Here is a 13,814-nt window from a genome sequence, read left to right as displayed (position 1 = left end):
AGATATACCAGTCATTGCTTTAACTGCCCATGCGATGATATCAGATCAGGAAAAGGCATACGCAGCTGGCTGTGATGATTTTGACACGAAGCCGATTGACCTGAACCGATTGCTAGAGATGATATCCGCGGCATTGACCAAGCAGAAGCACCTACCATGAAAGCTATGGAGTGCTTCTTTTTTATGCTGATTTATAGATTGACAAGGGGCATCAACGGGTGTATTATCCAATTATAAGCAATTTGAACAAACGTTCAAAACAATTGTTCAAAACAAACGTTCAACTCATAAACAATGATATTTGATAGATCAAAGGAGGCTGAAATGATGCAGGATAGCAAGGATGTAAAACTGAAAATTTTGGATGGAGCGAAGGTGCTGTTTGCTCAAAAAGGCTTTGAGGGGACAACGGTTCGTCAAATATGTGATCAAGCAGGTGTTGCATTGGCGTTGGTATCGTATCATTTTGGTGGCAAGGAGAACGTATTGTTGGCTTTGTATGATACATTTGCGCCGCAATTTTTGCAGGAGCCTTTCGTATTGTCTGATCCTGAACAGGATTTACGGAGGTTCATTACAGAATTCGTACGATTTCGTAGGGAGGAGCCGGAGCTGATCAACATATTACAGCAGGAAATTATGATGCAAAGTCCGAGAGCGGAAAAGCTGCAGAAATGTGTGTTTGCCTTATGGATGCCTTTGAGAGAAATATTGATATCGGGGAAAGAGCAGGGACAATTTGAGTATGAATCATTGAGGCATACGCTGAATTTTATTGTAGGTACGTTAATTTTTTCGCGTGTCCACTCTTTTTTCGATCCTGTGTTTGTGCAGGATGATATCAAGGACAAGGATGAGTTGGAAGAAGTAGTCGAGCATACGCTCCGATTTATTTTCAAGGGATTGCAGGCTGCACACTAGACATCATGAGGGGAGAAGGAATCGTATGAAACGGAATTTGATACTATTGCTGGTATTGGGCGCAGCACTAGGGGGCGGAGGATACCTGCTCGCTGCTGAGGGAAAAGATGCAGTGTCTCTGGCAGCAAAACATAAGGGGAGTCTTTTGACGGCGGAACAGGTTAATGTGTCGTTTCAAGGCGTGGGTGGTAAAATCATTGATTTGGCGGCAAAAGAAGAAATGAAGGTAAGCAAAGGCGATGTACTGATGACGCTTGACCCAACGGATATCGATTTACAGCTGCAAAAGGCGCAGGCGGACATAGAGGTAACAGCCATCAAGGTAAAACAAAGTGAAGATGCGTTGAATGTCGCACAGGATAAGCGGGGCAATGCCCTGAAGCAGGCGCAAATTGGGGTGGAGCAGGCCAGGACCTCACAGGAGCAGGTGCTTGAAGGCGCGCGATCGGAGGATATCGAACGTCAGAAGCTCGCGGTAGCTGCAGCAACCGAAGCACATACCCACGCGTTGAAGCTGTACAATCAATTGCTCAATATTGAAGATACATATGATAACAATCCATACGCCTACAAGGACCATCGTGATGCGTTGGAAAATGCACGCAGCCAGCTGTCCACCTTGGAAAACGCGCGGGACCAGCAGCAGCAGGCATTGAACAAAATGCTTAATGGTGCTTCTCAGCAGGATAAGCAGCAGGCATCGTTATTGACAGATAAAGCCAATGCGATATTGGAGCAGAATATGCTGACGGGGCAGGACATTACGAATCAACGAATAGGTTTGGATGCACTGATCAAGCAGCAGGAGCAGCAAAACATTCTTTTACAATCCCTGCAGGTGCAAAAGGAAAGAATGGTATTGAAAGCCCCTGTTGATGGCAAAGTGGCCAGAATTATTCCCAAAGCAGGAGAAAATGTCGGATCGGGGACTCCATTAATCGTGCTGGAAACCGGGAAATTGTATTTTGATATGTATGTAGATGAGCGCCAGGTGACGAAGCTGCAGCCTGAAGGCACGGTTCCTGTACGTTTTGCAGCACTTCCGGATCAATTGACTGGACGAATTCAATTTGTTACAGCTGCTCCGCAGTTTGCCGGTTTAAGGATGAGTCGGGAGAAAGGAACAGCTGATCTTACGATGTTTCAGGCTCGCATTGAGGTAGATCGGATCGATAAATTACTCCCCGGGATGACGGCGGAGGTGCATATAGATGAAATCTCTGCTCGATGAATGGAAATTTGTGCTGCAAGGCAAGTTTGTACTTATTATTTTAATCGTTCCACTGCTCGTATCGGCACTATTTGGTTACTTGTTTCAAAACAGCCAGATCAATGAGGCTCCGATTGCTGTGGTAGATGAAGATAACAGCTTGTACAGCAGACAATTTACAGATAAAATCAATGCTTCTCAATATATGAATGTCGTCGATGTGTTTCACTATGCAGTAACACCGGATACATTGATGGCGAATGAAGCTTATATGGCAGTCATTTATTTGCCTCGGGGAATGGAGCAGCTTCGACTCCAGGGCAAGCAGGTGAATGTGGGGGTTTTGATCGACAATTCGATGCCTGCTGCTGTTAGCAATATCCGTAATGGAGTTCAGGAGCTGTTCACCGTAGAGAACACGACAACTTCGATGGGCAAGTTGAAAGCGATGGGCGTATCGGATGAAGCTGCGGGTGCGATTATTGCCCCTCTTTCGATGCAGCAAAGGCTGCTGTACAATCCGACATCCGATTTTATCGCATTCATGGTTATCGGATTCGTGAATGTAACGGCGCTTGGAATTACAATTGGCGGAGCAGCCGCGATCGTACCGCGATTACGCCTTGAGGGTAAACTACAAGAGGAGCTCACGCATCCGATCGGCTTATGGCTGAGAGTGCTGCCTTATGCGATGAGCTCAACCATCAGCTTGCTTCTTGTATTCGGGGTGTTGAAGCAGCTTGGAGGCTTACGGTTTGCCGGCAGTCCGCTGGCGTTTCTCTTACCGTTGATTCTATATACACTCGTAGTGACCGTTATCGGAATGCTCGTCGGTTGGACGGCGGCTGACCCTGCCAAGGTTACCTTGCGAACGTATCCTATCGTATATCCATCCTTTATGCTATCAGGGTTTCAGGTAGCCTCAATAATGCTGCCTCACTCGGCACAAATGCTGGGCAGTCTGCTTCCTCTTACATGGCTATTCAAATTTATCCGTGGCATCGGTTATCGTGGTGGAAGTTTGACTTATTATGCCAGTGAAATCGGCGTGCTTGTTCTCATGCTGGGTGTGCTGTCCTTAGGTGTCGGTCTGATGATCATGAAAGAAAACCGTAAGCTGAGTTTGAATAACAAGATGAAGGAGATTACAGCATGAGCAGAAAAATGAAATTAGCAGCGGTCGCAGTCGGTTTTACTCTTTCCTTGTTTCACTTTATTCCTCCGGTTGTGGCTGAAGCTGCAGAACCAGCAGCGACAATTCTACCGATAGACGCTGAAGGGATTTCAATATCCAAGCCGAGCTCCTATCTATTAAATGATACTTTAAAGGTAGAGATTAAAAGTGTGCTGAACGAAACGACCTCGGAAGGACAACGAATTGCCGTTGTGGTTCGTGCGAAAAGCACGGCTTCCAAAGTGGTAAGCATACCGGATATGGAGCTGAGGGTGAGAGCGGCTGATGGCTCCGAGTATATGCTTCAAGCCAGTGTGTTCAATGCTCATGCCATCCGCCCTCAGACCAATGAAGAGCTGAGCTACATGGCCGTGGTTGATCGCAAGGATACGTTCGAATTGAAGGAGCTTGTGTGGCTATCTGTGGATTGGTATACATATCCGAAGACGGAAACAGAGCTGTTGATCATCCCTGTATCGGGACGCAGCTGGAATGGCGCGTTATCCTCCATACAAGACCCATCCGCCAAGAAGACATGGGATGAATCCTTCCAAATTCCGAATATCGATTCACCGTTGATTTATAAGCCGGCAGCGATCCATAAAGAAAGCACTTCAAAAGGCACCATCCATACGGTAAAGCTGCTGGTGGAGAATCGTTCTACGAAAAAAGAAATGTTACCGTCACTTAGTATGGATGGCAGAGTCGGTGCTGCTGGAGTAAACACAACTTTATTCAACGGGGCAAATGCCGAACAGGGCGCGATAACGTTGGAGCCGGGAGAAAAGCGCTATCTGTATTTCCAGATTTCAACGGACAAAGATACGATATTAAGCAGCTTGAATGTGCTAAGTTCAGAAAACTTCAGACAGATGGATGCCAAAGGAACAGTTACACAAGTAGGTTATTCGATTGGTAGATTGAATATTGCGCTGCCGCAAGGCGGTCAGGCTGATCTTCCCGTACAAAGCTTGGCTTATCAGTATGGCACTGACTTCTCTTTTGACAGCTTGTCGGATACGATAGACCCTCATATGTCCGTTTCGTTGGTTGAGATGCACATGCATGAGAATGAGGGAGAAGGCTACAATACGGTGATCGGTAAATTCAAGCTAAGCAATAACGGAGATCAACCGCTGCCCTTGCCTGTTTTTCAAACGAAGCTGGAGACCGAATCTGGTGCTGCATACAGCGGTAGCCGACAAACGACAACCGCACAGGATATTATGCCGGGAACGGCTTATATATTGAGCTATTCCTATCGGATGCCGATAGATATGAAGGATCGTACATTTGTATTGAAAATACTTGATGCGAATGGTTCCACAACGGCATCTTCAGCAGCTCCAGTGACGAACACTATCGGTGCCTATTCTGTAGCTTTGCAGCAGGATGTTATGGATGCGGAGAAATTATCCTTTTATCCATTCCAAGTGAAGCTCAACGACTGGTCCCTGATGGCCCGCACGAGCGCGCCCTCTGCTACATCACCGATTACTTATACGTACAGACTTAAGCTTAGCCTGGACATTGAGCGTGAGGAGAAGATGATCGTGGATAAAGACTTTTCCAAAATGTCGCTGGAGCTCATAGATCCAACAGGCAAGCTGTTATCGGTCAAAACCTTGAATTTTACCGGTGTTAACCGATTGGTGAGCGGTATGCAGTTTATTACCTTTGATAACCTGCGCACTGACGAACAGGAATATCCGCTCAGTATCAACGTCTACGAAACAATTGCAACCCCGAACGGTGAAGTTAAACGACTTATGACCGTGCTGCAGGAGCGCTAATGCAAAGCCAATTTGTTTCACTCACATAGATAAACTGGACAGACAGCGAGAGCTGTCTGTTTGTCTGTCTGTTAGTGCTTGAAAGCTTCTACCTGTTCTGCGACCAACTCGATGGGGGTTGAATTATGGCGAATCAGTCTTCCGTCGCTATAGACACAATGATGTTCATAACAAGCAGGATCGTAAATCAGAGCATTTAAAAATACAGGAATATTCGAAGCCACTCCCTGGTTTCGAGGATTCAGGATCCAATCAATCTGCTTCCAGTCTAAAATACCCTCTGTCGTTTTGATCGGGGTGAAATAGGGGAATTGTGTCGGCAATTCAGCTGCATACAAGTACATACCGCCCAAATCTTGACCATCCACCGTCCAGGTCACAATCCCTTTATAGAAAAGCTCATAATCAGCTGCTGTCAAATTCACTTCCTCGCTGATCTCACGAATCATCGATTGTGTGGGAGATTCCTCCGGCTCCAGCTTACCACCGACACCGTTCCAGCAGCCCATCCAACTGGGCTTTTCTCTATTTAACAATAGAATGCGATCACCTTGTTTAATGAAGCAAATGTTGTATTTCAGTCTTGATTTCATCTGATCTCTTCCTCATAAATCCGATTTTCCTAAGGATACCATAGAGGCTCGTTCCTGAATACCATATCATGGATAGGTTATGTATAATGAAGAAACAGAAAATAGTAGATGTGTGAGAGATAGAGGGGGAATCAACAATGCTTCATCAGTTGTTTATCAATGATCAAATCCCGTTCAGGCGCAATGGGCTGCTGCAGGGACTTATCATTAGTTATGTGATATTCTGGGTATGGATGTCGATCGAACCTTACAACAGCTTTGGCTGGTGGCTGGAAAACCTGCTGATTTTCGCTGCTGGTGTGACACTTCTGTTGACGTATCGCTGGTTTCATTTTACCAATTTGTCTTATTTGCAGATTGTGCTGTTTCTTGCGCTGCATACGTTCGGTGCTCATTATTCATATAACACGAATCCGGTGGATAAGCTGATCCATTCACTGTTTGAATTTCCAAGAGATGAGTACGATCGGGTGGTTCATTTTTGCTATGGCTTATTGATGGCCTATCCGATTCGTGAGCTGATCATAAGGCTGATGAAGCCAAGCGGCTCATGGGTGTATTATTTGACTCCGGCGTTGGTGCTTGGGAGTGGAGCGTTCTATGAGCTGATCGAAATGTGGACGGCTTTTATCGTGGCACCCGACATTGGTACTTTATTTCTTGGTACGCAGGGCGATCCTTGGGATGCGCAGCATGATATGGCAGTTGCCTTGTACGGTTCGATCATCGCGATGATTGTAACGGCGGTTGTCAAGGTCATGACAAATAAGCCCGTCGTGGCTCGACAACCAAAGGAACAGCGACGGACTGAAGCTCTTTAACGGTACAATATTCATGATGAATGCCAGTAATCCCATATTGAGCGAAAAGGTTTGGTACGGAAAGGTTGCCTGCGATTCGAACTATCGACGGCGTGTGGGTTTGGTAAGCCTGGGCCTTATTCGGCGGGATGCCGTTGCGGCCACAGGCATAACCTTCATGGTTTGGGTCAACTGATTGTAAACCAGCCCCCATTTTTTGCCGGGTTTCAGTCCGAACCTTCGCATATTGATGGCGGTAAGGCGAAAATCGGTTTCCAGCTCGTTTTCCGGGATTACAACCTTCAGCTTCTTGCTGATGGACCCATTAGCTACGGTAATGACCATATTTGGTGTGCTAGGGATACCGAGCCAGCTCAATAACGTATAGCCGATAATGATACTGCCATCCCGATGTTTGCGCGGTTCCGATACAAGAAAACCATGAGCATGGCTGGTCGTGATTCTGCGTATACGAAGTCGGTTAACGTTCGGATCGTAGACCAGTGTAAATCGGCTGCCGTGACGCATACGGAATTTTCTTGCAGTCAGTGGATCAACTTCGATATAGTTAAACGAGCAGTCGCTTCCTTGTTCATGAACGACTCTTACTTTGCCTTCGAGATCGGCTCGCTGTAGAGTGACCTCATATCCGTCGCGAATGAGGTGAAGATCGTTGGGCAACCCGCCTTCGCAATTATAAATAATAACAATTGTGTTCTCAGCCAATTCTTTGGAGACCTGAATGTCTACGACGCCACTTGCCACGATACGCTCACTCCCTGTCGATCCTAGTTGCACGGATACGGTAATTTATACTTCTTTACCATATGCGCTTGCGTATTTGTTCGTTTGGATGGTTGTACCGGGAAAGTTCATTAATAGGATGAAAAGGGGATAACTATGGAACAGCAGCATGTAATAGACGAAGCAAGACGATTTGCGAGGGAACAGCTTGGGGATGATTCCAGTGGTCATGATTGGTGGCACATTGATCGGGTAACCCGAATGGCAGTCCTTCTTGCCAGCAAAGAAGGCGCAGATGTGTTCATCTGTGAGTTAGCCGCTTTACTTCATGACGTAGCCGATGAGAAGCTGAATCCATCACTGGCGGCCGGGATGGCCAAGGTTAGCGATTGGCTGGCTGCACAGGAGCTCGAGCCTGCAGTAGTTCATCAGGTTATGGATATTATAGGAAGTATTTCATATAAAGGCGGGCATAATCCTCCAGTCGTATCGATAGAGGCACAGATAGTGCAGGATGCCGATCGTCTGGATGCGATTGGAGCTATTGGCATAGCACGGACATTTGCCTATTCAGGCTGGAAAGGGCAGCTTATTCATGATCCAGAGCTGTCTCCGCGTAAGGAGATGACAGCAGAAGCTTATCGCAGCGGCAAATCTACAGCGATTGCGCATTTTGATGAGAAGCTGCTGAAATTGAAAAATTTGATGAATACCGATACCGCCAAACAGATTGCGGAGGATAGACATCGTGTGATGGAGCAGTTTCTGGAGCAATTTCATCAAGAATGGCATGGCTTGGAGTTGGATAGGGACACATCACATTGAAAAACCGGCTCTCCTTCAAATAAAGGAGACCGGTTTTTTGGTCTGTTAACAGGATGGTGTGTGACGAGTACGCCGAAACAACAAGCTGTTACGATGACTGCTGAGCAGGACAAAGCCGTTGCGTCGCAAGCATCTGCTGACTCGTCGTACCGAGCCGTTGATGACTAGCAGATTGCGACAGGGCGATGCGCTGCCTATCACGCAAAATCCCGTAATAATCGGTACACGTGAGGTGTTATGGCGAAAGCGTATGGTAACCAAGTCAGTGTGAACTGCCATCAGATTCACCTCCTTTATTGGTAATCTGCTATAGTTAATGCTAGATATGAGATTTAGGAAACGGACAAACATTGCCGTATCTTGATAATTTCAAAGATAAAAGGATAAAGAGGTTAATAGAGATGACCATACAAAGTTTTGTAGGCATTGATGGGTGTAAAGCAGGCTGGATGGCCGTTATACTTTCAATAGAGGGGAATTGGACGGCGAAGGTATATACGGAGTTGAATGAGCTGTGGAGTGACTATGGCGATGCTGAGCTGCTGCTGATCGATATGCCGATAGGACTGCCTTCCCGTGAGAATGGAGTGAGGTTATGTGATCGAGAAGCCCGCCAGCTGCTGCGGCCTAAGAGGGCTTCAAGTATTTTTTCGGCACCAATTCGTGAGCTGCTTGATCTGTCTTCGTATAGTGATGCCAATGCGCTTAGTAAACAACTGACATCCCGTGGGTTATCCAAGCAAGCCTGGTTTATCATTCCCAAAATCCGGGAGCTCGACCAGCTGCTGCAGATCAATCCAATAGCTCCTAAGAAGCTGCGAGAGTCGCATCCGGAGCTATGCTTCACCACATTGTCAGGCGCACCGATGCTGCATAACAAGCAGACCGAAGCAGGTTATGAAGAACGCATAAAGCTTCTAGAGATGTTGTACCCCCAAGCCCGAACGATCGTCCAACACACATTGGCAGCTTATCCACGGAAGGCTGTGGCAAGGGATGATATTGTGGATGCGCTGGTGCTAGCTATTTCCGGGCTGCTGAGTAGAGGCCATATACAGGCATTCCCCAGGGTCACGGAGATGGATGAAACAGGACTTCCCATGCAAATAACGTATCCTCCAAAAAGCCTTGATGAATAAGGTTTTTTTGCTATTCAAGCCCTTGATTGACATGGGTACTGCAAGGATGTTGAAGCCGTGCAAAAATGTCTAAGTGCTATCTCACGCAGTGGGGAAAGGATACAAAAGAGTATGATTGTTGATCGAACGGATGTATTTTATAGTAAACCTACAAGAACTCATTATAGATCAGGGAGGCAGCTCAATCATGTTTGATATGCAGAGGTTTAAACAGCCAGCGGCGGCAGATCGTATTCATCCGTTCTGGTTTTGGAATGGTGAAATGGAAGATGGCCAAATTCAGTATCAAATCGATGAAATGGCAGATAAAGGTTTGGGCGGTGTATTCATCTGCGCCAGACAAGGCTTGAAAATTCCTTATTTATCGGAAGCCTGGTTTCAAAAGGTGCGTGTTGCGGTTGAAGCAGCAGAGAAGCGCGGATTAAACGTCTGGCTGTATGACGAATATCCCTATCCGAGCGGTATTGCCGGCGGGGAGGTTACACTGGAGCATCCGGAGGCCAAGCACTACACGCTCACACATACTACACAAAGAGCACTGGGTGGAGAACACCTATCGTTAGAGCTGCCTTGGGCACGTATTGTTTATGCCAAAGCAGTCCCCATTACTGCGGATGGCCGCAGGAATTGGAATGAAGCCATACCGATCCGTGATTCCATAGGTAACTTTCAAGCCGATTCGATTTTTCAAAAAACCGGTCTGACTGCCTATAATCAAAAACGTTTTTTTACTTACCGTACGATTCAAAAGCTGGATTGGACTGCTCCTGATGGTGAGTGGGAAGTAGTTATCGCTCAGGAAAAAGAAATAGAAGATTTTAAATATTACGGTACGTTCGTTGACCCTTGCAACCGGGAAGCCATGGCAACGTTTATTCGACTGACGCATGAGAAATACGCGAAATATCTGGGAGAGTTTTTTGGCACGACAATCAAGGGAATGTTCACTGATGAAATCGGTCTGCTCGGCAGTATTCCATGGTCACCACAGCTGGCTGGATTTTTCCTTGAGCGCAATGGCTATGATTTACTGGAGCATCTGCATGCACTGTTGGACCCCGAGGCAGAGGGTGCGGCCAAGATACGTTACGATTATTATCAGGCAGTCCACCTGCTATTGAGAGAATCGTACCATAAGCAGGTTCATGATTGGTGCGAGCAGCACGGTCTGGAATATGTCGCAGAGGTACCTTCGGTAAGACACACGACCCAATTGTTCAGTCATGTGCCTGCCGGTGATACTGCACATGAGAAGCTCGGGCGATCGCTGGAGTGGATACTTAATCATAGGGCGTTTGAATTCCGGAGCAGTGCGAAGATGGTCAGTTCTCTGGCACGTCAGTTAGGACGGGAACGTAATCTGATCGAATGCTTCCACAGCGTGGGCTGGTCGATGACGCTTCAGGATGCACGATGGATGATCGACAGGATGGCTGCTCAGGGAACGAATTTTTTTAACTTTCACGCCTTTTTCTATACAGTTGACGGCTTGACCCAGCATGATGCGCCGCCTTCGCAGTTTTTGCAAAATCCGTATTGGGCGCATTTCCGAAAGCTGGGCGACTATACGGGACGGATCAGCTATGTGATGAGCAGTGGAGAAGCTGTAATTTCGACTGCAGTTCTGGAGCCGATAACGTCGTTATGGGCTCGTATGGGCAATCCGTTCCATGGTTTTTCACATGGCGGCACCGATACAGTAGAAGAACAGCGGCTGAGCAGCTTAAGAGCATGGTGGGTGCGTATCTTGTACCAGCTGAGTCTTGAGGGCAGAGACTTTGATCATTTGGACCCGGAACTGCTGGCAACTGCGGAAGTCAGCAACGGTACGATCAAGCTGGGTAACGCGCGCTACTCGACATTGGTTCTGCCGCCGCTTACGAATCTGGAAAGCGGAGCCTGGAAAAGCATACAGACGTTTTTGCAGCAAGGTGGCAAGGTGATCAGTATGGGGCAGCTGCCTTATGAAGCCATTGATTCGTTAACATCGGATTTGTCCGAGATTACAGCAGCGTTCGGATTAACTGGAGGCGTAAAGGCAAGCTTTTGGGAACTGAACTCAAAGGGTAGTTCGGAGTCTGACGCAAGCTCATATCAAGAGCACGACTCCATCGATGGTGAACTTCAGGATTGGTATAAAGGAGAGCATAACGCTTACCACCTTCCTTTTAAAGCGTCAGCTGATGAGCAGCAAGTGTTGAAGCCTTTTACAGAGCTGCTGGATAAGCTGGAACCGATGGTGGTGCGACTTCAGCCTGCTTGCGGTGAATGGGGCTTGATGCTGCAAACACGTCTTGTTGAGGAAAATAAGGCACTTGTATTTATTAGCAATCAGGAATCCATACAACGCCAGGTTGAATTGCAGATCGAACCTCATCTGTGGGGTGAGCAGACAATTACTGCTGAATCCTACTCGCTCGAATTCCGTGAGCTCTCCTTGGATACAGGCGAGGCTGTCGATCTGCAAGGCAAATATGCACAAGTAGGCACCTCGTGGGGACTGCCCCTGTCGATAGCGCCATTTGCATCAAGACTGATTGAGGTCGTCCGTACTTCCCACGGCAATGCCAATCTGTCCCAACAGCAATCCGATCCAGGCAAGCCATGGGCGTGGACATTGGATGCGTCAGCTGATTGGAATATGCGTGCACAGCAAGCGAATGTGCTGCGTCTGGATACTTTCCGGTTAACACTTAGTGATGCAGCTGCATCCGCAGACGGCTTTTCTGCCGTTGGTGCTGACGTGGGCGTGAAAACGTTCATAGACCAATGTGCTGATTTGGCTGAAACCTCGGCGCTGCCTGTCATGATGCAGCAAACCTTCGGGACGCCGATGGAAGTCTCACTAGCCTACCCGCTTCAAGCACGTTATTCAGTGGAATTCGTGGTGAAGCAGCTGCCTGAACAGGTGGAAATGCTGATGGATGATAGTGCCATTGCAGGCTCGGCAGTCATTCGAATCAATGGGCATGTACTGGATATTCATAATTTCAAAGCGGTCTTTGTCTATGACCATATGAATAGGTCCCAGGAGATCACAAGCCTTCTGCAAGAGGGAATTAATCTGCTTACCGTAGATATAGAGATAGGACAGGATAGCGATGGCATTGTAGATGCCTTGTATGTGACAGGTCCATTCGAAGTCGATTTTGATGAAACTAATCGGGCAGTGCTGTCGGGTCCAGAGGTACACAAGCTGCCTTTACAGGCAGGGCCGTATGACGGCTATCCGTATTATGCTGGTGTTTTCTCGTTTACACAACATGTAGAAGTGACACCTTCCACGGATGCGGCAAGCTTTGAGCTTACCTTTGAAGGCTGGGACCCCCATTTCCATGATTGTGCTGAAGTACTAGTGAATGGCACATCACTCGGTGTCTGCACCTGGTCGCCTTACTTATGGGAAGGACCTGCCACACTGCTGCGAGAGGCGGGTAACCATGTAGAAGTCAAAGTGACGAATACATTAATCGGTCTGCTAGAAGGCAAATACTTCGATTATGAGGAACATGCTGTTAAATTGATTTCGCAAAGAAAGGGGTAAAGCCATGTCTGCTGCACAACACCCACGAATTGCCCCCGGTACGAACACGGTACCTACCGGTGCAAGACGGATGACACGTCTACGCCGTCTTGGCCTCGATCTACGCAGGGATAAATACTTATATTTGCTGGCGCTGCCGGGCTTGCTGTTCTTCTTATTATTTAAATATATACCGATGGGAGGCATCGTGATCTCCTTTCAAAATTATTCGCCATTCGCAGGGATTACGGGCAGCGAGTGGGTCGGTTTGGAGCATTTTCAACGATTCTTTTCCAATCCCGAATTTATGCTGCTGTTTCGCAATACGATGGCGATTAACATTATGAATTTGGTTCTGTTTTTCCCTTTACCAATTCTGCTTTCCTTGCTGCTGAACGAATTACGAAGTGTGCTTTATAAACGGCTGGTGCAATCAATTGTGTACATGCCGCACTTCTTATCATGGGTTATTATCGCCGGACTCACCTTTCTGTTGTTTGCGAAGGGTGAGGGCTTGGTCAATAAAATATTGGAATCACTCGGCGCTAGCCGGATGGATGTGTTGACCAATCCAGATACGTTCTGGCTCATGCTTACGCTGCAATCCATCTGGAAGGAATGCGGATGGGGAACCATCCTGTTCCTCGCAGCTATGGCCGGGATTGATCCACAGGTGTATGAGGCAGCCAAAATCGATGGTGCCAACCGATTGCACCAAATGTGGCATATTACGTTACCGGGAATCCGTAATGTCGTGATTATTTTGCTCATTCTGCGCTTGGGCCATATGATGGATGTCGGCTTCGAGCAGGTATTTCTGATGTATAACGGAGCTGTTTCCGAGGTAGCTGAGGTATTCGATACGTATGTCTATCGCGTCGGTATTCAGCAGGCGCAATTCAGCTACAGTACGGCGGCTGGATTATTCAAGTCGGTTGTTGGTCTACTCATGGTCGTGATGGCCAACTGGATCGCCAAAAGGATGGGCGAAGAAGGCGTATACTAGCTTACAATCGTTCTCGCCTTGATCTTGAAACCAACAGCGATCAGAAGAAGATAACAACACAGCCATACGTATTCAACGTACTTTTA

13 protein-coding genes are annotated in these 13,814 nt (G+C 47.3%); 10 read left to right on the top strand and 3 right to left on the bottom strand.

What is annotated here, in order from left to right; translation table 11 throughout:
• The first annotated feature begins 4 nt into the window (after positions 1–4).
• The 5 genes from OB236_RS39925 to OB236_RS04825 all read left to right on the top strand — a co-directional run bounded on the left by OB236_RS39925 (position 5) and on the right by OB236_RS04825 (position 5,098).
• On the top strand, positions 5–160 hold the full coding sequence (locus tag OB236_RS39925; protein ID WP_332843720.1) for a response regulator: 156 nt from the start codon (positions 5–7) through the stop codon (positions 158–160).
• A 167-nt stretch (positions 161–327) separates the two neighbouring features.
• Positions 328–921, top strand: coding sequence for a TetR/AcrR family transcriptional regulator (locus OB236_RS04840; RefSeq protein WP_240414267.1), 594 nt, complete (start codon positions 328–330; stop codon positions 919–921).
• A 25-nt stretch (positions 922–946) separates the two neighbouring features.
• Entirely contained in the window at positions 947–2,152 is a 1,206-nt protein-coding gene (locus tag OB236_RS04835) for an HlyD family secretion protein (RefSeq protein ID WP_262683007.1), read from the top strand.
• Positions 2,133–3,287, top strand: coding sequence for an ABC transporter permease (locus OB236_RS04830; protein ID WP_262683006.1), 1,155 nt, complete (start codon positions 2,133–2,135; stop codon positions 3,285–3,287). The genes OB236_RS04835 and OB236_RS04830 overlap by 20 nt, the downstream gene beginning before the upstream one ends.
• Complete coding sequence (locus OB236_RS04825; RefSeq protein WP_262683005.1) at positions 3,284–5,098, top strand: hypothetical protein; 1,815 nt, start codon at positions 3,284–3,286, stop codon at positions 5,096–5,098. Before OB236_RS04830 ends, OB236_RS04825 begins: the two co-directional genes overlap by 4 nt.
• 71 nt (positions 5,099–5,169) lie before the next feature.
• On the opposite strand, the gene OB236_RS04820 is transcribed toward OB236_RS04825, so the two are convergent.
• Positions 5,170–5,691: an NUDIX hydrolase gene (locus OB236_RS04820; protein ID WP_262683004.1), complete on the bottom strand. Its 522-nt coding sequence runs from the start codon at positions 5,689–5,691 to the stop codon at positions 5,170–5,172.
• 137 nt (positions 5,692–5,828) lie between these two features.
• Between OB236_RS04820 and OB236_RS04815 the strand changes: the two genes are divergently transcribed.
• Positions 5,829–6,512 (top strand): DUF2238 domain-containing protein, encoded by a 684-nt coding sequence (locus OB236_RS04815; protein ID WP_262683003.1) that lies wholly within the window; start codon positions 5,829–5,831, stop codon positions 6,510–6,512.
• Positions 6,513–6,593: 81 nt separating this feature from the next.
• On the opposite strand, the gene OB236_RS04810 is transcribed toward OB236_RS04815, so the two are convergent.
• Positions 6,594–7,256 (bottom strand): hypothetical protein, encoded by a 663-nt coding sequence (locus OB236_RS04810; protein WP_262683002.1) that lies wholly within the window; start codon positions 7,254–7,256, stop codon positions 6,594–6,596.
• Positions 7,257–7,391: 135 nt separating this feature from the next.
• Here OB236_RS04810 and OB236_RS04805 point away from each other — a divergent pair, with 135 nt between their 5' ends.
• On the top strand, positions 7,392–8,060 hold the full coding sequence (locus OB236_RS04805) for an HD domain-containing protein (RefSeq protein ID WP_262683001.1): 669 nt from the start codon (positions 7,392–7,394) through the stop codon (positions 8,058–8,060).
• Between the two features lie 45 nt (positions 8,061–8,105).
• Here OB236_RS04805 and OB236_RS04800 read toward each other — a convergent pair whose 3' ends face one another.
• On the bottom strand, positions 8,106–8,339 hold the full coding sequence (locus OB236_RS04800; protein WP_262683000.1) for a hypothetical protein: 234 nt from the start codon (positions 8,337–8,339) through the stop codon (positions 8,106–8,108).
• Positions 8,340–8,461: 122 nt separating this feature from the next.
• Between OB236_RS04800 and OB236_RS04795 the strand changes: the two genes are divergently transcribed.
• From OB236_RS04795 to OB236_RS04785, 3 genes are all read left to right on the top strand, one after another.
• The gene (locus OB236_RS04795) at positions 8,462–9,199 is read left to right on the top strand and encodes a DUF429 domain-containing protein (protein ID WP_262682999.1); all 738 of its coding nucleotides are present in this window, start codon (positions 8,462–8,464) and stop codon (positions 9,197–9,199) included.
• A gap of 187 nt (positions 9,200–9,386) precedes the next feature.
• On the top strand, positions 9,387–12,743 hold the full coding sequence (locus OB236_RS04790; protein ID WP_262682998.1) for a glycosyl hydrolase: 3,357 nt from the start codon (positions 9,387–9,389) through the stop codon (positions 12,741–12,743).
• Between the two features lie 70 nt (positions 12,744–12,813).
• On the top strand, positions 12,814–13,728 hold the full coding sequence (locus OB236_RS04785) for an ABC transporter permease (protein ID WP_076231927.1): 915 nt from the start codon (positions 12,814–12,816) through the stop codon (positions 13,726–13,728).
• Positions 13,729–13,814: the final 86 nt, after the last annotated feature.

The organism is Paenibacillus baimaensis (assembly GCF_025567575.1).
This window is presented reverse-complemented; position numbering and strand designations above follow the sequence as displayed.

Excerpts from the sequence above, each read along its gene's own strand:
- OB236_RS04840 (WP_240414267.1), top strand. The coding sequence starts at position 328 with ATGCAGGATAGCAAGGATGTAAAACTGAAAATTTTGGATGGAGCGAAG.
- OB236_RS04835 (WP_262683007.1), top strand. The coding sequence starts at position 947 with ATGAAACGGAATTTGATACTATTGCTGGTATTGGGCGCAGCACTAGGG.
- OB236_RS04830 (WP_262683006.1), top strand. The coding sequence starts at position 2,133 with ATGAAATCTCTGCTCGATGAATGGAAATTTGTGCTGCAAGGCAAGTTT.
- OB236_RS04825 (WP_262683005.1), top strand. The coding sequence starts at position 3,284 with ATGAGCAGAAAAATGAAATTAGCAGCGGTCGCAGTCGGTTTTACTCTT.
- OB236_RS04820 (WP_262683004.1), bottom strand. The coding sequence starts at position 5,691 with ATGAAATCAAGACTGAAATACAACATTTGCTTCATTAAACAAGGTGAT.
- OB236_RS04815 (WP_262683003.1), top strand. The coding sequence starts at position 5,829 with ATGCTTCATCAGTTGTTTATCAATGATCAAATCCCGTTCAGGCGCAAT.
- OB236_RS04805 (WP_262683001.1), top strand. The coding sequence starts at position 7,392 with ATGGAACAGCAGCATGTAATAGACGAAGCAAGACGATTTGCGAGGGAA.
- OB236_RS04800 (WP_262683000.1), bottom strand. The coding sequence starts at position 8,339 with ATGGCAGTTCACACTGACTTGGTTACCATACGCTTTCGCCATAACACC.
- OB236_RS04795 (WP_262682999.1), top strand. The coding sequence starts at position 8,462 with ATGACCATACAAAGTTTTGTAGGCATTGATGGGTGTAAAGCAGGCTGG.
- OB236_RS04790 (WP_262682998.1), top strand. The coding sequence starts at position 9,387 with ATGTTTGATATGCAGAGGTTTAAACAGCCAGCGGCGGCAGATCGTATT.
- OB236_RS04785 (WP_076231927.1), top strand. The coding sequence starts at position 12,814 with ATGACACGTCTACGCCGTCTTGGCCTCGATCTACGCAGGGATAAATAC.